This window comes from Aeromonas sp. R2-1, from assembly GCF_040908425.1.
GTDB classification, from domain to species: domain Bacteria; phylum Pseudomonadota; class Gammaproteobacteria; order Enterobacterales; family Aeromonadaceae; genus Aeromonas; species Aeromonas caviae.
The window spans coordinates 1-18,120 of the sequence record NZ_JBFODR010000032.1 but is presented as its reverse complement, the minus strand read 5'-3'; the positions used below and the strand labels follow the sequence as shown (position 1 = coordinate 18,120).

Sequence of the window (18,120 nt, the reverse complement as noted above, 5' to 3'; positions counted from 1 at the left end):
CATCATGAAACGAATGACTGGACTGTGGCGAAGCTGCCTGACCGCCTTGCTGCTCTGGTGTGCCTGGCCCGCGCTGGCCGCCGAGCTGCCCCCGCTCTCCCTGGCGGATGCCAAGGGCAAGGAGGCGGTGATCCTGGATACCCGCCCGAGCTATTTCTATCAGGGCTGGCCCATGGACGGGGAGAAGCAGGGGGGCCATGTAGCCGGTGCCGAGCTGCTCTCCGCAGAGTGGAAATACAGTGACGAGGAGTGGCCTGTGGCGCTTGCGAGCAAGGGGCTGAAGGCCGACAAACCCGTCGCCCTCTATGGCACCCCTCGCGAGGTGGCCGAGGTGGCCCGTCTGCTGCGCCTGCAGGGCATCAAGCAGCTGTTCGAGCTGCAGGGATGGAAAGAGGCGCCCCGGGAGCATCTGGCACGCTGGCAGCAGCTGGTCCATCCGCTCTGGCTGGCAGACTTGCAGGCAGGCAAACCGGTCATCGCCGCCCCCAAGGGGGAGTGGAAGGTGTTCGAGGTGGACTGGGGATCCCCCAAGGCCTATCTGCTGAGCCACATTCCGGGAGCCGGCTACATCGACACCAACCGGCTGGAAGGGGAGCCGCTGTGGAACAAGGTCTCTGACGAGGCGCTCAAGGCGCTGCTGCTGGAGAACGGCATCCGTCATGACACCACCGTCATCCTCTATGGCCGCAACACCATGGCGGCGGCCCGTGCGGCCCATCTGATGATGTATGCGGGGGTCGAGGATGTGCGGCTGCTGGATGGCGGGCTGGAGGCCTGGTTCGTGCAGCATCTGCGCACCGAGACCGGGCTGGCCAACAAGTTCACCCCGGCCAAGGAGTTTGGCGTGGCCATCCCGGCCCATCCCGAGTACTACACCACCCTTGACCAGGCCAAGGCCCTGCTCAAGCAGCCGGACGGCGCCCTGGTCAGCGTGCGCACTTGGGACGAGTTCGTGGGCAATACCTCGGGCTACAGCTACATCAAGCCCAAGGGAGACATTCCCGGGGCCAGATGGGGTCATGGCGGGGTGGATGCCAACAGCATGAGCGACTTCCACAACCCGGACGGCACCATGAAGCCCCCCCGCGAGATCCTCGCCATGTGGGATGAGTGGAATATCGAGCCGACCCAGCAGGCCGCTTTCTACTGCGGCACCGGCTGGCGCGCCTCCGAGGCGTTCTTCTACGCCTGGTTGATGGACTGGAAGCGGATCAGCGTCTACGACGGCGGATGGTTCGAGTGGAGCATGGATCCGGCCAACCCCACCGTCACCGGCGAGCGCAAGCCGGGCAACTGAGACGGCAAAGCCGAGCAGCGGAAATAAAAAAGCACCTTCAAGGAAGGTGCTTTTTTTGTCTGCAAGGCATGGTGAACCGGGATCAGAAGGAGGCCACGCTGGTCTGGTCGTAGAGGCCGTACTTCCTCGACAGCATCTGGCCGCCGTCCCGGGTCAGGGGGACCCAGCTGATGTTGGCGCTGTCGATGGTGGACTTGAACATCATCAGGTCGAACGGGATGGTGATGTAGAGGCCCTTGGTGAAGCTCCCTTCGCCGTACTCTTCTGCCGACACATTGGTGAAGGTGGCAAAGAAACCGGCGCTGATCCCCGAATCAAAGGTCTTGGCGAAGTTGAACGTGGCGCCATAGTCCCCCGCGAGATAGCGACCCACCGAAATCTGGGCGGTCACCTTGTCCAGAAACGCCGGTTGCCAGTAGGTGGTGACATGGCCGGTGGCGATCTGGTAATCGGCGAGCTGGAGGGTGTTCTCCCAGTCCCGCTGCCTGACCAGGTTGAGATCGGCACCGATGGCCCAGTTGCGGTTGAAGGGGCGATACAGGGCCTCCCCGCCGACACCGGCATACATCATCTCCAGATAGCCGCCATAGGCCTGGCCGTACCAGCCATCGGCAAACTTGTCCATGTGGGTGAGCTGCAGGTTGTTGAGCAGCACATTCGATGACGTCACGTACTCCCGCACCCAGGTACGGACCCGGGGCAGGGCCTCTCCATCGGGCGGCGGCTCGGTGTAATTGAACTTGTCGTAGTTGTTGACGAGGTTGACGAAGACGGTGCTGCTCACCCAGTCGTGCTCGGTCATGTGCCAGTCGGTGTTGGCATTCAACCCGAGCTGGTACATGTAGAAACTCTCGGCTCCCCCGATGGACTGGCTCAGCTTGGGCACTATCTTGAAATCCCATGAGCGGGGTTCGGCTCCATGGCGCAGTGTGCCTTCGACGGGGGCCGGTGGCTGGCGGCTGACCTCGATCTCCTGTGTCTGGCCGAGGGGGAGATCGCTGTTGGCACGACGCACGGAGTCGAGATCGACTCGGCTCTCCTGCAGGGGCATCCCCTGCTTCTGCTCGATGATGCGCAGCTCTTTCACCGTGGAAGGCAGGGCATTGACGGCCAGCAGGGTGGCTCGCTGCTCGCTCTGGGCCTGATCCCTGTATCGGGTCTGCTCTGCCTCCAGCGTCAGGGTCTCCTTGTCACTGTAGAGTGAGGCCTGTTGCCAGCCCCCATTGCTGGCCAGCTGGGAAGAGAGCGTCGACCAGTCGACCTGCTCCAGGGAGTCGACCTGGCTGGCCTGATAGGCCGGAACGGGGGGATCCATGACCTTGGGCAGCGACAGGGAGGGATCGTTGAAGTTGGTATGCCATGTCAGCCCCCACATCAGGGTATTGCCGCGTTGATAGCTGAGGTGCATGTCGAACACATCGTAAGGCTGGTAGACGATGCCCACATTGATGGGGGTGCTCTGAACGATGGCCCCCGCCGACTCGTGACTGTAGTCGTTGCCCTCGTATTCGAGCTTGAGCCTGAGGGGCTGCCAGGGGGTCTGGTACTCTATCCCTCCATAGAGGGCCGCCGGGCCATGGAACAGGCTGCCGAATTCAAACTTGCCGCCGCTGCCCGAGAAGCCGTCATCACGCTGACACCAGCCTTCACGGACTTCACAGAAGGGGTTCTTGATATTGCCGCTCTGACCCATGTTTCCCCACGCCATTCCCAGGGTGAAATCAAGGTTCTTGTAGCGTTTGCTGGCGACGATGTATTCGCTGTCAAAGAGCCCGGTCCCCATCACATCGCGCAGGCCCACAGAGACCTGTGGGCGCCAGGTGGATTCGGTCCAGAGTCGGGCTTTGACATCCAGCCCCTTGTCCTTGTAGGTCTGGTCGCCACTGAAATTCTCGTCATTGCTGTAGAGCCGGGTGCGAATGTCGGTGTATCTCAGGGTGGCTTCCAGCCAGGAGAATGGCTGCATGGAGATGGACCAGCGCCGGTATTCCTGGTCATCCATGTAGTTGAATGAAAACTCGCCTTCCGGAGCCATGCGTGCCGTCGGCATCTGGAGCAGGCCCACGCCACCAAAATCACTCTGGGTGGGGAGGAGAGGCGAGAAGCTGTCCGTGTTGGCAAACGCGAAGGGGGAGGCAAGCAGCGAGAGAGTGGCGATTCTGGTCAGCATTACTCGGGTATCCGATTAGCAATCATGTCGGCAATACGGAGATTGATGTTCTTGAACTGGGCAGGCAACAGCGCCGGATCGAAACCGGCAAACAGGGTTGCACCCGGCATGGGCTCGATATGGTATTCGTTCCACACCGCGACGGGGGACAACTGGACGCGGCCATCCGGCTGGATGAGATAGACCTCACCAGGGTTGGCGCCGGGTAGCAGACTGTGGCCCTGCCAATATTCAGCCAGCCCCTTGGCGGGTTCATGGGGCATGGACCTGCGACTGTTGATCAATCCCAGCAGGTAGAGGCTGGATGGTCTGCGAGAGAGATAGAGAGAATAGTCGCCAGACAGACGAGGGTTGTTTGCAGGCTCCACTCTGCTGAGATCCGGATCCAGCTTGATGTCAATCCGGCCGGCCACATCGAGCTGATCCAGCTCGCGCAGCAGTTGCTGGGTGGCCTGAACCAGGCCGCCCTGATGCGCTCTCATCCAGAGAACCTGGAGGGCTTTCAGATCGCTGAGCAGCTGTTCTTTGGCTTGCTGTGCAGACTCATCTCGGGCGGGGGAGGAGATGATGGCGGCAGGCCAGTAGATGTCGCCGGGCAAGCCGGGCGCATTCAACAGTTGTTCCAGACGCTGGCTATCGGAGAGGGAAATGGTGGTCTTGCTGGCATGGCCGACCATCACCCGGGTGATGCTGTCGGCATGAAGCCATGGGGCATAGCCAATCAGAAGCGAGAGTATGATTTTTTTCATGGTGCATAGGGCTTGGTGAAGACCATCTCGATGGTGCTGTTGTCAGGGCCGATGTGCTGAATGGTTTTTCTGACCAAGCCCGTCTTTTTGTCCAGCCAGTAATAATTCCGCCACGTCAGGTCATCCTTCACCGACTGGACCGTCTCTTCGTAGAGGGAGGTCGTCAGCACGGCGCCATTGATATCCAGATTTTCATCAGCCAGCTGTTTGAAGGTGGCGTGGAGGTTTCTTCCGCTGTGGCGAAGTTGCGCCCATTCGGCCAGATAACTGAATTGGGCATCACCTGGAATGACGGCCTGACTCAAGGGATCCGCCATGGTGGCGGCGAAATAGCGAAGATCATTATCCAGCTTGAGCGTCTTGGTAATTCGACCATGCTCGGTCACTATCAAGCCTCTGTCGCTGCTGACCCAGGAGAGGCGATCCCCCTCGGCAAAGGCGAGCACGAGCAATACAGGTGGTCTGTCATCAACGGTGAGCAATGCACTGGCATAGGGCAGCTTTTCGATGGCTTCCGGGGAAATGGTTATCTCATCATCCGCAGTGAAGATATATTTGAGCTGTTGATAGCTATCAACGTTGCTGTCTGCACAGCCAAACAACAACATTGATAGCAATAAAAGAATGCGCTTGATTAGCATGAAAGCATCACTGAATAAATAGAAAAACAATAAAGACTGCCCTGAGGCAGTCTTTATTTCATTATATCAACGAGCTGTGCTGGTGACAGTCGAGGGGTTGTCGTCGTTGTTGTTGCTGGCAACGGCAACGGCAACACCGATGGCAGCAGCAGCGGCTACGCCAACGGCGATGGCACCAGCGGTGATGCCACCGACAGCAGCAGCGCTAGCAGCACCGGCACCGGCAGCGGCGCCACCAGTGCTGGCGCCTGCGCCAGCAGCGACTTCTTCAGCAGCCATGGTCGGGCTGGACAGGGCCAGCAGTGCAGTCATAATCAAAACACTCTTCTTCATATATTTCCCTTATAAAATCAGAATAGTCGACGATCGTTCTACTCTATTGTGATGGCAAGCCATCGTTTTTGATCAATTTGCATCCATTATTTTTTATCATGACGGAATGCAAATCGAACCAAAATTATCATCACCCCCAACATGCCGCCCAAGAGGGCACCCAATACGACGATGAGTGCCCGTTTCGGCTTTATTTTCTCTTCGGCGATAACGGCAGGGTCAAGCACTTTAAAGACATATTCCTGATTGACTTCGGCGAGCATCAAGGTTTTGGTCTGCTCTTCTATCAATTGATAAAAGACTTTCTGCATATCGGCAACGGAAGTCTTGGAGAGTTGTTCGGTCAAATAGGCGATATTGCGTTTTGACTCCTCCTGATCCCGCTGTTTCATGGTGCTGTTGAGATCGTCGATCAACCAGTCCACCCACTGTTTTGCCAGTTGCGGGGAGTAGAAGTCGACGCTGACGGTCAGCAGCCCTGTCTTGGGGTCGCTGTTGAGATTGACCAGGCTCCTGAACGCCTTGATGAGCTCCCAGTCAGTGGGCTCTGGAGACCTGCCGGGCGGCATCTCGCGGACCCACTGATGGGACTGGGTGTCATAGACCTCGGGGTCGATGAGCAGCTCCCCCGTGGTTTTATCCATGCCGGTGGCGGCGATCAGGGGGACGGCCAGTTGATGGCGACGAATGAACTCCCCGAGAAACAGCCGCGACTTGCCCACCTCGATGGCGATGGAAGCCTTGTCTCCTCCTTTATTGCCCAGATCGACCCCGGCCAGACTGGCCAGCCCGCCGAAGCGGGAGGCCAGCGCGGAGAGTCCTCCCCCCTGTTGTTCAAGGGAGGGGGTCAGGAGCGCTTCTGCACGATAGATGTTGGGACTCCACAGTGCGAAGGCAACGGCGAGACAGGTAGCGATCAATGTGGTGGCAAAGAGCCACCACTTGCCTTGCCACAGGGCAATAGCCAGCTCTCGCAGGTCGATTTCATCGCTTGCCGGAGCAAGATCCCTTGGCAAGGGAATGACGTTCGCTTTTTGTGCTTCCATGATGATTTGATGAGTCCTATGGAATATGACTGGACGCGTCCAGCGCGTTACTTGATGGCGGACCAGGCGACGCCCAACTGATACATGATCTGGGTCGCCGAAGACATGATGCTCAGGTTGTCCAGATAGTCGGAATCCACCGGCACTATGATGGTGTCCCCCGGCTCCAGGCTCTTGCGTCCGCCAAACCAGCTGTCATTGGGCAGCATCACGCTGCCATTGGCCTTGATGACATAGACGCGATCGGTATCGGCTTGTTTCTTGGTACCACCGGCCAGGCTGATGTACTCGTTGATGCTGGTCTCCTCTTTGTAGATATGGGAAGAGGGGAACTGCACCATGCCCGCGATGGAGACCACGTTCTGCATGGTCGGGATATAGAGTTTGTCGCCATCCTCAAGCAGGACGTCTGACTGCTTCTCTCCGGCCAGCAGGGCTGGCATGTCGATGGTCATGCGTCCTATGGCCTTGCTGTTTTCCAGCTGGTTGACCACCGACATGGCTTCGGCAGGGGAGCTGCTGTAGTTGGCAATGGTGCTCTGTCTGCGCAAGGTCATGGTCGAGATCTCCTGGCGAAGTTCATCGCGCAGCATCACCAGCCGCTCTTCCTCCTGCTTGCGCAGGGCCTTGCGGGCGAAGATGGCCCCGTTGGGGTTGGCGTAGGTCGTGATGCCACCCACGCGCTCGATCAGATCGTGCAGGCTCTCTCCCCTGCGCACGGTGTAAGTGCCCGGGAATTTCACTTCACCGAAGACCTGGACGGTCGCCTCTTCCCGCCATTGGGGATGGGGCAGGACGTTGATGTTGTCCTTGGATTGCAGCAGCGGTGAACCGTAAGGGCTGTTGGCGGTATCCAGCGAGAATCGTTCGTTCTGTACCAGGATGCTGTCGCCCCGCTCATTGACGCGGGAGAGTTCGACCACGTTGGCCTGCTCGTTGAATCCGCCGGCGGCCAGGATGGCATCGGACATGCGGCTGTTGTCGGTCAGCGGGTAGAGGCCCGGGTATTTCACTTCGCCACGCACTTCCATGATCTTCACCGGCTGACCCAGGGTAGACTGTGCCTTCAGGCGCTCGATGACAGGCGCCAGAAGGGCTTGCCGTGAATCGGCGACCACTGCGTCCGTGGCGGTCTTGTCGGACAGGGAGGAGAGCTTGATCTGAGAGTCATTGTTGAGCTCGTCACTCTTGACATCGGCGCCGGTGGAAACATCGGTCCGCATCATGGCGGCGTTGTCCAGCTCCCTCGTCTTGGTCTTGAGATCCTTCACTCTGGTCGAGGTTGCGGCAGTCTCTCTGAGCCGGTCAGTGGCATCGTTGCGGAACACCAGTACCTGGTCCCTGGCCTGGAGTACCACGTCGTCCTTGCTGCCCGGCTGTTGCAGCGCCTTGCCCAAGTTGAACTGGATCACGCTGATATTGCGTTGGGAGTCCACTTCCCGGACGACCAGGGCATAGCTCAGATCGGTCGCGGAGATGAGATCCCGCTGAACGCTCTTGAGCAGGTTGCTGATGCGGGTGCCCGGGGTGTAGCTGTAGACGCCATCACGTACTACGGCCCCTTTGACGACGATGGCCTGACTGTACTCGGTGCTGCTCGGTTTGACCGAAATCTTGTCGCCGTCCCGGATGCTGAACTGACGGTCATGGCCATTGGCCAGCGTCAGGTTGAAGACTTTCAGACCGGTGTCCGTATGGCGTTCTACCGAGACTTCCTGCAAGGCTGACGCCTTTACGCCACCGGCCAGGGCGAGCACGTCCGCCAGGGGCGCCGAATTTCTCAATTCGTAGATGGCGGGGCGCTTGACCAGTCCGCTGATGGACACTTCACTGCCTTTGGCCGGGACGAAGACGGTATCCCCCGCCTGCAAGCGAATATCCTGGCTGGTATCCCCCCAGACCAGCATCTTGTACAGATCCACATCGATGACTTTCTGTCCGGCCCGCTTGACCTGGATCTTGCGCAGGGAGCCGACGGTGTCGATGCCGCCAGCCGCCTGCAAGACCTGGGTGACGGTCGCCATGCCGCTGACATTGTAGGCACCGGGGCGATAGGCATCCCCCATCACAAAGACCTGCATGGCGCGCATGGAACCAAAGCTGATGAAGGAATTGACGCCTATCATCTGCTCCTTGATCCGGGTTTCAAGGTCGCTTCTGAATTGCTGGAAGGTCAACCCACTGGCGGAGATGGGACCGAGACTGGGGAAATCGATGAAGCCTTCGCGACCGACACTCAGGTCATAGACCGCGTTTTCCTTGCCATACAGCTGTACATGGATTTCATCCCCCGGGCCAATGACATAATCATCAGCAACGGGCATGTCGGTCACGGGGGCATCCAGAATGGGTTCCCCGGCGAACACATTGTAACCGAATGGTTGGAGCTCCCCTGGCTGGGCTACCCCTGCGATCAGCGGGCGCTGGGATACCTGGCTGTAGTCGACCTCCCGTGGCGCCGCTACCGGCGTTGACGGGGTGACAGGGGTCATGGCGCTGGCATTCTGGAACTGGTCGACAGAAATACCGTATTGCTTGGCCAGAGCCTGCTGCTGATCAGCGGGGAGGCGCTTGAATTGTTCCATCATCTGCGGGCTGATTTGCGGCGCAGCGAATGCATTTAAACTAATCGCAGCTAATATCCATGGCGCTGTTATAAATTTCATTTTAGGTAAAGCCTTGCAATGTGTTTGTTCAGATTGCTGAAGATGGTGGGTAATAAATAGGGTGTTTACTCGGCGATTGAGTAAATTAGACTTTCTTTATATATCCGTGAAAAATAACAAGCCCCGTATATTAGAACATGCTTGTGTGACGTTTTTATATGCAAGGCACCCAGGTATATGGAAGGCCTGGGTATGCTCAGTGTTGTCAGCATGAGGAGCAAACCACCCGCAGGGGCAGGGATGGCATGACTGGTACTTGGCGTCAGCGTGTTGCCCCGTGCACGGTAATTATTGTGTCTTCGCTCATTATGAGTGTCACAACGTCCATGCTGGTCGGGAGTAAAAAGACATGGCTACCGCATCCGAAGGGCAAATCGGCATGGGATGTGTATTTTTTGTTATTTTTCCAGGCTGACTGACAGTGTGCGTCGCACCTGATGGTCAAAGCGTCAAATTATTGATTGTGTTGGCAATGACAATGACATTTGTTTTCCGCGCGGAAATCTATCAAAAGTGTATTTTTTTGCAACATATATCAGACAATTCCTACAGCTGATATCGGATTATTCCTTTGTTTGATCAGAAGGCACATTAAATGGCCGGGTATGAGACCACATGTTGATAACTCAGCATGCCGAATGTTACGGCTTTGTTTCTGGTGCCTGACTAGGGTGTCGTATAAGGCTTGTCTGGCAGGGTTGACTTTTTGCTCTAATTTTATGGCTGCTGCAGTCAGAAACCCATACTGAGCTAGGCTTCACCTATCACCGCTAGGGTGAGCGTGAAGAAGGGGAGAGTGATGAAAGCTGTGATGATGCTGATTTGTCTGTTGGGATTGGCGGGGTGCAGCTCCCAATACATCATGAGCACCAAGGATGGCAAGATGATTGCCACCGACAGCAAACCCAGGTTGGACGAGACCACAGGCATGTATCGCTATTACGATGAAGAGGGGCGGGAGGTGCATATCAACAAGGACGACATCACCCAGATCATGGAGCGTTGAGGCTCTCCTCAAGCAACAAGGGCTGCCCGGGGGCAGCCCTTGTTATTGTTGGTGCTCATGCCGTTTGGGGCACCTGACGGTTGACCTGGCCGGCAAACAGCTGGTGGAAGCGGGAGTGGGAGTTGGCCAGCAGGCTCACCGGCGAACCCTGCTCTACCACGGTGCCGGCCTCCATCACCACCACCTTGTCCACCGACAAGAGCGGCTCCAGATGGTGAGCGATCACCAGGTAGCTGGCCTCCGGCCGGTAGCGGTAGAGCAGCTCCGCCATCTTGCGCATGCCGCCGTGATCGAGGTCCGAGGTGGCCTCGTCCAGCACGATGAGCGGTCGGCGCGACAGCAGGATGCGGGCGATCACCAACAACTGGGTCTCGCCGGCGGAGAGTTGCAGCCTGTCGAGATCCTCGTCCAGCCGCCCGGCGCAGCGCTCGGCGAGGCCCACCCGGGCAAGCGCCTGCTCAAGCATGGCGTCCTCATGCTCGGTCAGGGGCGCCAGGTTGGCCCGCAGAGTACCGAAGAAGGTGAGCGGGATCTGGGAGACGGTGTCATAGAGATCGCGCACCGCCTCCGGTGCAAGTCGTGACAGTGGCTGCTCGCCGTAGAAGATCTCCCCCTGGGAGGCGGGATACATGGCCTGCAATACCCCCAGCAGGGAGCTTTTGCCTGCCCCGGTACGCCCGCACACACCCACCTTTTCACCTGGGGCCAGCTCGAAGTTCACCCTGTGCAGCGCCCACTGGCTGGTCTGGGGGTAGCGCAGCCCCAGGTTGTCGAAGCGCACTGCGGGGTGAGGGGTGGCGAGGGCCTCTCCCTCCTGGCGTTCGCTCTCTATTTCGCTGTATTCGCGCACCCGCTCTACCGCGTTCATCACCTGTTCCACTTCGGCAAAGGTGCGGATGAGGGAGTTGAGCATGGCGGAAGCGGTAAAGGCATAGGTGATGGCAACCGCCCCCAGCAGCGGGCTGTTGCCAAAGGCCACCATGAGTGCCACGGCCCCCACCAGGGCGGCGGAGAGCAGGGTCTGGTGCATGCCGAGCCAGCGGTTGATGGAGGTGGTGGTGTACCAGCTGCGCAGGTTGTTGTCATAGTGGTGCAGCACCTGGTCCAGCGCGAAACGCTCGGCCCCGGCCAGGCGCAGGGCGGGGGCGCCGCGGATGGTCTCGCTGATGCTGATGTAGAGCGGGGAGCGCAGCACCGAGGACTGGCGCCGCAGCTTGAGTTGCACCGCCCGGTAGCGGCGCTGCAACACATAGAGCGCCCATCCCACCAGGGGGGCGATGAGCAGCAGCAGGGGAATATTGATGCCGATCACCACCACCTGCAAGGCCACGGACACCAGCATGCCGAACAGTCCCACCAGCATGGAGAGCAGCATCTCTTGCGCCTCCCCCAGATCCCGGTCGAAGCGGTTGAGGATGCGCCCCTGGGGCACCTTGTCGAAGAAGGCCATGGGGGCGCGGCTGATGCGCCCCAGCATGCCGTCAAACAGGGTCCAGGCCAGCTTGAGGCCGAGTTTGTAGTTGATGACTCGCACCGCCATGATGCAGGCGAGGGAGCCCGCCCCCAGCAGCACATAGATGCCGAGCAGGGTCGTGACGTCGCTCACCTCGGCCTTGCCGCCGAGCCAGAGATCCGAGGCGATGCGCAGCCCCTCCTGGCCCAGGGTGAGCAGCAGGACGAGCAGGATGGCTCCGGGGGCGGCGAGGCGCTGCCACATGAAGCCAAACAGCCCCCAGTCCACCTTGCCCTCCACCACTTTCTCCTCGCTGAACTGCTCCGCCTCCTGAGGGGGCACCGGCGGGGCGGGCTGGGGATGCTGGACAAGATCCGCCAACTGGTGGGCATCGAGCTCCACCAGGCGCCCCTGCTCGATGCGGATCACCCGATCGCACCTGGCCAGCACATCCGGGTCGTGGCTCACCAGCAGCCGGGTCGGCCCCGGCTTGAAGGCGAGCCCCTGCTCCAGTACCTGGGCCGCGACCATGGGGTCGAGCGCAGACAAGGGGTTGTCCAGCAGCAGGATATCGGCCCGGGCGTAGAGGGCGCGAGCCAGGGCGACCCGCTGCTGCTGGCCGCCGGAGAGGCGGGTGCCGAGCTCCCCCACCAGGGTTTGATCCCCGTGGCTGAGCAGCGCGAGATCGGCCGTGAGGGCGCAGGCGCCGAGCACCCAACGATAGCGCTCGGCGTGCCAGGGCTGGCCGAACAGGATGTTGTTGCGGATGGTGTCGTTCATCAGCCAGGGTTTATGGCCCAGATGGGCAACCCGGCCGTGGCGACGGATGCTGCCGGCAAACTCGCTGTCAAAGCCGGCAACCAGATGCAGCAGGCAGCTCTTGCCCGCCCCGGTGGCCCCGGTGATCCCCACGAGCTCCCCCGGTGCGATGGCGAGGTTGGCTCCCTCGAGCACCGGTTTTTGCTGGTGCAGGGCACTGACGCCTTCCAGGTGGAGGGCCCCCGCCGGCAGGGCGGGATCATCGAGTTCCCGGTGCTGCTCCGGGCTGTTCAGGAACTCGCACAGCCGGTTGAAGCCGGTGTTGAAGTTGATCAGGGTGCGGATGAGGTAGGGCAGTCGCATCATGGGAATGCGCAGCACGGTAAACAGGGCGATGGTGGTGAACACCTGGGGCAGGGTGAGGGTGTTGCCCGACGCCAGGTAGGTGGTGAAGGTAGCCAGGGTCACCAGCAGGGGAGTGCTCAGCATCAGCCCTTCGTTGATGGCATCGAGCCTGAGCACCCGGCCCAGCACTCCCAACTCCTGCTGGCGCTTGGTGTTGGCCGCCCGGGTGAAGAAGGGGCCAAGCCCGTTCTGGCGCACCAGCCTCAGCTTCTTGATGTATTCCGCCAGGATGCCGTTGCGCTCGTCCTGCTGACGCTTGAGCTGCTGCTCCTGCTGGTTCATGCGCCGTACCACCCGGGTGGAGATGAGCAGCAGCAGGGCCAGCACCGCGAAGCCCACCAGACCGGCACTGCCCACCTGCCACACCAGCAGGGCGATGGTGCCGATGAGTTGCAGCGCCATGGTGACCGGCATGGCGGGGTCAGCCAGGATCCAAGTAATGTCCCACACGTCCCGGTTGATGAGGTTCTGAACCCGGCCGCCGGCCCTGTCGTCGAAGCTCTTGCCACCCTGCTTCATCACCTTGGCGAGCAGGGATTCGGCCAGCAGACGGCGGATGGGCACGTGCATCTTTAGGGCCAGTTGCAGGGAGTGCTCCGCCAGCATGCCGGCGGCGAGCACGGAGGCGAACAGGGCCAGGGCCAGCAGCAGCTTGTGGCCGGTGGTGGCATCGGTGCCGAGCTGGGTCATGCTGTGGTTGAGCAGCCAGGGGCTGGTCAGGGTGGCGAGCATGCCGAGCAGTTGCAGCAGGGTGAGCAGGCCAATCCGTCCCTTGTAATGGCGCCAGATAAAGGCGGTTAGGGGCCAGGGGCGCACCGGCTGGTGGGCAGTGAGCGCGAGGAAGGCGTCGGCGCGGCCGTCGCGCCTGTCTTCCGGCAGCAGGGGATAGAGATCGTCGAGACTGACCTGGGGCTGGGTCAGCCCCTTGCGCAGCAGCGGGCCGGTCCAGCGATAGAAGAGGCGACTCAGCCAGCCGGCCGAGATTTCCGGATGATCCAATGGGTGTCCTTGTTGTTTTGTGTTGCTTCCATGGGCGGGGCGGCTCATGGGCCGCCCTCGAACTTGTTGTCTTGCTGCGGGCGTGCGCCCGGCGGGATCAGCGATCCCGGTTCATGCGGATGAGCCGATCCAGGATCCGCTCGCCATCGACCCGCAGGCCGTTGTGTTCGTACTCGTTGGTGATCCAGGCGCGGCTGTTGCCAAGCCCCTTCAGGGTGTCGCGGCTGTAGTCAAACTCCACGTACATGTCCTCGGCATAGACGGCGCAGGCCACCGGCACAGTGTTGCGGGCCAGCTGCGCCGGGTCGTAGAGGGGACCCCAGTCCGCTTTCTGGGCAAGCAGGTGGGCGGCCTCCTTCAGGGGAATGAGCTCGCGGAACTGCTCGAACATCCAGGGGAAGATCATCTCACCGGTGAAGGCGAAATCTTTGCCTGGCGCCCAGGCCAGGGAAGGGAACTCCCTTCTCACCCGCTCGGCCGCCCAGTTGCTGGCACTCCCTTCGCAATAGATGAGCTCGTGCAGGATGGCGAACACCGGGTTGGTGTTGAACGGCTGCATGGCCTGCACCTGATAGAGGAAGGCGGGGTTGAGGCGTTCGCCGATGAAGGCGTCTTCCAGCAGGTAGTAAAGTGCCTCGAAGGCGCCGCTGGCCCCCAGATCCAGCCCCTGCTGCTGCAACTGCTCCACCGTCAGGCGCTGGCCGTTGGGCAGGCGCACGTCGTGGTGGTGCAGGTGATTGGCCAGCCGGTTGGCCAGGGCCTGTGCATGGGGGAAGCGGGTGAAGAAGGCGCGGTTCTTGTCCGCCACCCGCTGGTAGGTGGCGCGGTAGACCTCATCCGCACTGCGCCCGATGGGTGCTACGCCGCCGGTGAGGTAGACCTCGTGCAGGCTCCGCGGGAACAACGAGAGATAGGTAAGGCTGCAAAAGCCGCCGAAACTCTGGCCGAGCAGGCTCCAGGGGCGCCCCGGGCTCAGCACCTCGCGAATGCATTCGGCGTCGCGCACTATGCTGTCGGCACGAAAATGGCCGAGGTAGTCCGCCTGCTCATCTGGGGTCATCCCCGCCAGGGCGTCAGCACTGATGGGGGTGGAGTGGCCGGTGCCGCGCTGATCGAGCAGCAGCACCCGAAACTCCTGCAGGGCCCGCTTGATCCAGCCGCCATCGGCGGTCGGGCGAGGAGCGCCGAAGCCCGGGCCCCCTTGCAAATAGAGCAGCCAGGGCAGGTCATCATCCAGCTTGTCCTTGCGGCAGAGGGTGCGGCCAAACAGGGTGAGGGTCGCCTCCTCGTCGGGATGCTGGTGGTCGAGGGGCACGGTAAAAAAGTGTGGCTCGCAATGGATGCCATCCAGCACATAGTGCAAGGGGCTGCTCATCTGGGGTCTCCCTGAGGGTAGGAAAATCGTCGGGCTCATCATAGCCCTGGCGCAGGAGCGGGTCACGCCGGTTTTCCAGATGGTTAACAGAGATGGAGCCTGAGGTCGGTGTCGTACAAGGTGTGGTTTCGCCGCGGTTGACGGCGGGCTGCAACTGGACAAAGATGAGCCGCCTGCCGGGATGGGCAGGAATAGGTCAGCACCCCGGGTGCAGGAAACTGGATGGAGTTGGCTCGATGAAGCCGAGATGGATACGTGTTCGCAAGAGACGCACGCAGAGGGATCCGGAGGGGGTGCTGCAGGTGGGTTTGCTGGTGTTCAGCGCCACCTGTGGTGCCACTCTGTTGCTGGCGGCCTGCAATGGCGGTTAGCTGAGTGAAACAGACCCGCTTGTCATGAGCGGGTTTTTTCATGCCGGAGCAGAAGGTCGGGACCTGCCTGTAGCCCTTTGCTGGCGCGGGTTTGCGGTATGCAGAGTACGGCTGCTATGGTCAATTTACGACCGGATCCACAGAGGGAGGCGATCATGAACAGTCGTGAAAAAGTCCTGGCTCATTTGGCCACAGATCACCGGGTTGCAGGATTGACCGCTGGCGAGGCACTGGCTGGCATGAGCCACTCGATGAGTTCGCTCCTGCTGCAACAGGATCAGCACTTCTTTCGCCGCCATGCGGACGACCCCTGCCACGAAGTCGCCCGGGCCTGCTCGGCTGGACACGTATGGCATGGGGACGAAAACCACTACTAGCCCCGGCATGTGAGTAAATGACAGATGCAAAAAGGCCCGCTCATCTAAGCGGGCCTTTCGAATTTGGCTCCTCCTACTGGACTTGAACCAGTGACATACGGATTAACAGTCCGCCGTTCTACCGACTGAACTAAGGAGGAGTAGTTGGTGCCCAGAGACGGAATCGAACCGCCGACACGGGGATTTTCAATCCCCTGCTCTACCGACTGAGCTATCTGGGCAACGGCGCGCATTAAACCCTTTCTGGACTGGGGTGTCAACCTTGCACCCCCAGTTTCTGGCATGTTTTTGCATAGGTTGAACCAAGTGGCGAGAGAGTGTGCAAGGAGCCCCTGACTCCACACCGGGATCCGGTTGTCGGCAGGTTCTGCTATCGAGGTTTTTTCCCTGGATGGAATTGGCTTTTTCGCTGTCTCACATATCCCGTGTCGCCCGTAAATGCGCTCATTTTTTGTTAAATCCAGATGAGCCGAAGTGCATGTTTTTTGTGCGCTGAAAAGTTACCAGAAATTGACCAGACAGGGTTTGGTGCGTCGATACCGAAGGACCTCCGGTCGCTCAACTTTCGGATCTGCTTTTTGAAGAAGAGTGATAACCCCCTACAGCAAGAGCTGTAGGGGGTAAATAGCTAGTGCTTTACGTGGTGTTTTAGTTCAAAAAATAAACAGCTCTCTGGGGGGATCAAAAAAAAAATATAAAAATTTTGCACATCAAAATTGGGACCCTTATGGGGCTTTTATTTTTTGAGAAGGAGAGGATATTCGAGTGAGATTAGAAGCAGGCGAGTCAAAAAAATCAAAAAAGCATAAATCGGGCCACATCAACCGCTGCTTCAGATTGGGGAGGTTTGGCGGCATGACCACCTATTTTCAAGCATTCGTTTTTCGTCCAACATGCCTGAGCCGCCAAGGTGGGGGCTTTAGATAAAGGAGGTACGATGCCCGAACAGGCTGTAGCTCCAACTGAAGATGCTACTAAGTTGGAGGAGTGCAGTTCAAAGCAGCGTGAAAGTAAAGATAAATACGAGCGTTCACTTACGTGGATCACTTATGCCACAGGTCGCAAGGTAGGTTGTCTTAGTTTCACTAGAAACAAAGTTCGTTATCGGCTAAAAATCGCGAGTACGGACGAATTCAGCGTTAAAGAGATACGTGAGCAGGCAAGAAAGCTAAAAGCGGAGTTTGTACTGGACCCTGTGGGATTCAACCAAACCTATCTTTCGAGCTTGTCAGTAGAACTGAATCGCCCCTACTTTCCTAGACACCTCAAGAGCCTCAAACTGAGGTCAATCAGGAGGTGTTATGAGCAAGCAGCAACGTTACACGGAAGAATTCAAACTGGCCGCCGTCAAGCAGGTGACTGAGCGCCATTACCCAGTGGCAGAGGTCGCTGAGCGACTTGGTGTTTCCAGCCACAGTCTTTACGCCTGGATCAGGCGCTACAGCCAGCCCGCCGTGCAGCAACAGCATGACTCCAGCCAGCAAGCCGAAATTCGGCGCCTCAAGGCTGAACTGCGCCGCGTCACCGATGAGCGAGATATCTTAAAAAAGGCCGCCGCGTACTTTGCCAAGCTGTCAGGGTAAGGTACGCCTTCATCCGGGTGCACGCGTCCACACATCCCATCCGCCGACTGTGTCGGATGATGAATGTCCACCCGAGCGGTTATTACGCCTGGCAGCACCAGCCTTTATCTGCCCGCGCACTTGAAGACCAACGCCTCCTGGGCCAGATCAAGCAATGTTGGCTAGAAAGCGGGGGCGTCTATGGCTATCGCAAGATCCGGGATGACCTGCGAGAGATGGGCGAGACCTGTGGGAAACACCGGGTGGCGCGATTAATGCGTCATGAAGGTTTGCGTTCACAAACCGGTTATCGTCGCCGTCCCGGTCATTATGGTGGCCGGCCAACGGTGGTTGCACCGAATCATCTTGAACGCCAGTTCGATGTGACTGAGCCAAATAAGGTCTGGGTAACGGACATCACTTATATTCGAACCCATGAAGGCTGGCTCTATCTGGCCGCGGTATTGGATTTGTTTTCACGACAAGTCATTGGTTGGTCAATGGGGCCACGGATCGACCGAGAGTTGGCCATCAGCGCGTTACTGATGGCAGTGTGGCGACGGCGACCCGAGCAGGAAGTGCTGGTTCATTCTGACCAAGGGAGCCAGTTTAGCAGCTATGACTGGCAGGATTTTTTGCGGGAGCACCGGCTCAAGGCCAGCATGAGCAGACGTGGCAATTGCCATGATAACGCGGTGGCGGAGAGTTTCTTCCAACTCCTCAAACGCGAGCGGATCCGACGTAAAACCTATGCAGATCGGGAGGAGGCCCGGCAGGATGTGTTCGATTACATTGAAATGTTTTACAACCCCAAGCGTCGGCACAGTTTCAACAATGGGCTATCGCCAGTAGAGTGTGAAAAGCAATATTTCGAACGGCTCAAAAGTGTCTAGAGAAGCCGGGGCGATTCA

General features: G+C 59.3%; 14 protein-coding genes and 2 tRNA genes. 6 read left to right on the top strand and 10 right to left on the bottom strand.

Annotated features, from left to right (window positions below):
* Positions 1–4: 4 nt before the first annotated feature.
* On the top strand, positions 5–1,297 hold the full coding sequence (locus tag AB5Y80_RS11675) for a sulfurtransferase (protein ID WP_368172949.1): 1,293 nt from the start codon (positions 5–7) through the stop codon (positions 1,295–1,297).
* Between the two features lie 82 nt (positions 1,298–1,379).
* On the opposite strand, the gene AB5Y80_RS11670 is transcribed toward AB5Y80_RS11675, so the two are convergent.
* From AB5Y80_RS11670 to AB5Y80_RS11645, 6 genes are all read right to left on the bottom strand, one after another.
* The gene (locus AB5Y80_RS11670; protein WP_048207000.1) at positions 1,380–3,467 is read right to left on the bottom strand and encodes a YjbH domain-containing protein; all 2,088 of its coding nucleotides are present in this window, start codon (positions 3,465–3,467) and stop codon (positions 1,380–1,382) included.
* Entirely contained in the window at positions 3,467–4,216 is a 750-nt protein-coding gene (locus tag AB5Y80_RS11665; protein WP_201925316.1) for a capsule biosynthesis GfcC D2 domain-containing protein, read from the bottom strand. Before AB5Y80_RS11665 ends, AB5Y80_RS11670 begins: the two co-directional genes overlap by 1 nt.
* The gene (locus AB5Y80_RS11660) at positions 4,213–4,857 is read right to left on the bottom strand and encodes a YjbF family lipoprotein (protein ID WP_141651337.1); all 645 of its coding nucleotides are present in this window, start codon (positions 4,855–4,857) and stop codon (positions 4,213–4,215) included. Before AB5Y80_RS11660 ends, AB5Y80_RS11665 begins: the two co-directional genes overlap by 4 nt.
* A gap of 66 nt (positions 4,858–4,923) precedes the next feature.
* A complete protein-coding gene (locus AB5Y80_RS11655; RefSeq protein WP_158657300.1) occupies positions 4,924–5,169 on the bottom strand; it encodes a hypothetical protein in 246 nt (81 codons plus the stop codon).
* 107 nt (positions 5,170–5,276) lie between these two features.
* Positions 5,277–6,236 (bottom strand): Wzz/FepE/Etk N-terminal domain-containing protein, encoded by a 960-nt coding sequence (locus AB5Y80_RS11650; RefSeq protein WP_041215738.1) that lies wholly within the window; start codon positions 6,234–6,236, stop codon positions 5,277–5,279.
* A gap of 47 nt (positions 6,237–6,283) precedes the next feature.
* Positions 6,284–8,824, bottom strand: coding sequence for an SLBB domain-containing protein (locus tag AB5Y80_RS11645; RefSeq protein ID WP_052130455.1), 2,541 nt, complete (start codon positions 8,822–8,824; stop codon positions 6,284–6,286).
* 877 nt (positions 8,825–9,701) lie between these two features.
* On the opposite strand from AB5Y80_RS11645, the gene AB5Y80_RS11640 reads away from it, so the two are divergent.
* On the top strand, positions 9,702–9,908 hold the full coding sequence (locus AB5Y80_RS11640) for a YgdI/YgdR family lipoprotein (RefSeq protein WP_010675497.1): 207 nt from the start codon (positions 9,702–9,704) through the stop codon (positions 9,906–9,908).
* A 55-nt stretch (positions 9,909–9,963) separates the two neighbouring features.
* Here the strand turns inward: AB5Y80_RS11640 and AB5Y80_RS11635 are convergent, their stop codons facing one another.
* Together AB5Y80_RS11635 and AB5Y80_RS11630 are read right to left on the bottom strand one after the other, a co-directional pair.
* Positions 9,964–13,524: an ATP-binding cassette domain-containing protein gene (locus tag AB5Y80_RS11635; protein ID WP_368172948.1), complete on the bottom strand. Its 3,561-nt coding sequence runs from the start codon at positions 13,522–13,524 to the stop codon at positions 9,964–9,966.
* Positions 13,525–13,621: 97 nt separating this feature from the next.
* Positions 13,622–14,899: an alpha/beta hydrolase gene (locus AB5Y80_RS11630; RefSeq protein WP_368172947.1), complete on the bottom strand. Its 1,278-nt coding sequence runs from the start codon at positions 14,897–14,899 to the stop codon at positions 13,622–13,624.
* Positions 14,900–15,135: 236 nt separating this feature from the next.
* Here AB5Y80_RS11630 and AB5Y80_RS11625 point away from each other — a divergent pair, with 236 nt between their 5' ends.
* Together AB5Y80_RS11625 and AB5Y80_RS11620 are read left to right on the top strand one after the other, a co-directional pair.
* Entirely contained in the window at positions 15,136–15,270 is a 135-nt protein-coding gene (locus tag AB5Y80_RS11625) for a hypothetical protein (RefSeq protein WP_080560565.1), read from the top strand.
* Between the two features lie 155 nt (positions 15,271–15,425).
* Positions 15,426–15,647: a hypothetical protein gene (locus AB5Y80_RS11620; protein WP_010675494.1), complete on the top strand. Its 222-nt coding sequence runs from the start codon at positions 15,426–15,428 to the stop codon at positions 15,645–15,647.
* A 64-nt stretch (positions 15,648–15,711) separates the two neighbouring features.
* Here AB5Y80_RS11620 and AB5Y80_RS11615 read toward each other — a convergent pair.
* Positions 15,712–15,787 (bottom strand) — tRNA-Asn (locus AB5Y80_RS11615).
* A gap of 5 nt (positions 15,788–15,792) precedes the next feature.
* Positions 15,793–15,868: transfer RNA gene (locus AB5Y80_RS11610), tRNA-Phe, on the bottom strand.
* Positions 15,869–16,584: 716 nt separating this feature from the next.
* On the opposite strand from AB5Y80_RS11610, the gene AB5Y80_RS11605 reads away from it, so the two are divergent.
* Together AB5Y80_RS11605 and AB5Y80_RS11600 are read left to right on the top strand one after the other, a co-directional pair.
* Complete coding sequence (locus tag AB5Y80_RS11605) at positions 16,585–17,010, top strand: hypothetical protein (protein ID WP_368172946.1); 426 nt, start codon at positions 16,585–16,587, stop codon at positions 17,008–17,010.
* Positions 16,949–18,102, top strand: a protein-coding gene (locus AB5Y80_RS11600; RefSeq protein WP_139739419.1) for an IS3-like element ISAeca4 family transposase whose coding sequence is annotated in 2 segments (ribosomal slippage) — positions 16,949–17,186 and positions 17,186–18,102 — 1,155 coding nt in all. Because the reading frame shifts where the segments join, the coding sequence is not laid out codon by codon here. Before AB5Y80_RS11605 ends, AB5Y80_RS11600 begins: the two co-directional genes overlap by 62 nt.
* Positions 18,103–18,120 lie beyond the last annotated feature (18 nt).

Bases quoted from the DNA above. Each gene is read 5' to 3' on its own strand.
- AB5Y80_RS11675 (WP_368172949.1), top strand. From the start codon at position 5: ATGAAACGAATGACTGGACTGTGGCGAAGCTGCCTGACCGCCTTGCTG.
- AB5Y80_RS11670 (WP_048207000.1), bottom strand. From the start codon at position 3,467: ATGCTGACCAGAATCGCCACTCTCTCGCTGCTTGCCTCCCCCTTCGCG.
- AB5Y80_RS11665 (WP_201925316.1), bottom strand. From the start codon at position 4,216: ATGAAAAAAATCATACTCTCGCTTCTGATTGGCTATGCCCCATGGCTT.
- AB5Y80_RS11660 (WP_141651337.1), bottom strand. From the start codon at position 4,857: ATGCTAATCAAGCGCATTCTTTTATTGCTATCAATGTTGTTGTTTGGC.
- AB5Y80_RS11655 (WP_158657300.1), bottom strand. From the start codon at position 5,169: ATGACTGCACTGCTGGCCCTGTCCAGCCCGACCATGGCTGCTGAAGAA.
- AB5Y80_RS11650 (WP_041215738.1), bottom strand. From the start codon at position 6,236: ATGGAAGCACAAAAAGCGAACGTCATTCCCTTGCCAAGGGATCTTGCT.
- AB5Y80_RS11645 (WP_052130455.1), bottom strand. From the start codon at position 8,824: ATGATGGAACAATTCAAGCGCCTCCCCGCTGATCAGCAGCAGGCTCTG.
- AB5Y80_RS11640 (WP_010675497.1), top strand. From the start codon at position 9,702: ATGAAAGCTGTGATGATGCTGATTTGTCTGTTGGGATTGGCGGGGTGC.
- AB5Y80_RS11630 (WP_368172947.1), bottom strand. From the start codon at position 14,899: ATGAGCAGCCCCTTGCACTATGTGCTGGATGGCATCCATTGCGAGCCA.
- AB5Y80_RS11625 (WP_080560565.1), top strand. From the start codon at position 15,136: ATGAAGCCGAGATGGATACGTGTTCGCAAGAGACGCACGCAGAGGGAT.
- AB5Y80_RS11620 (WP_010675494.1), top strand. From the start codon at position 15,426: ATGAACAGTCGTGAAAAAGTCCTGGCTCATTTGGCCACAGATCACCGG.
- AB5Y80_RS11605 (WP_368172946.1), top strand. From the start codon at position 16,585: ATGCCCGAACAGGCTGTAGCTCCAACTGAAGATGCTACTAAGTTGGAG.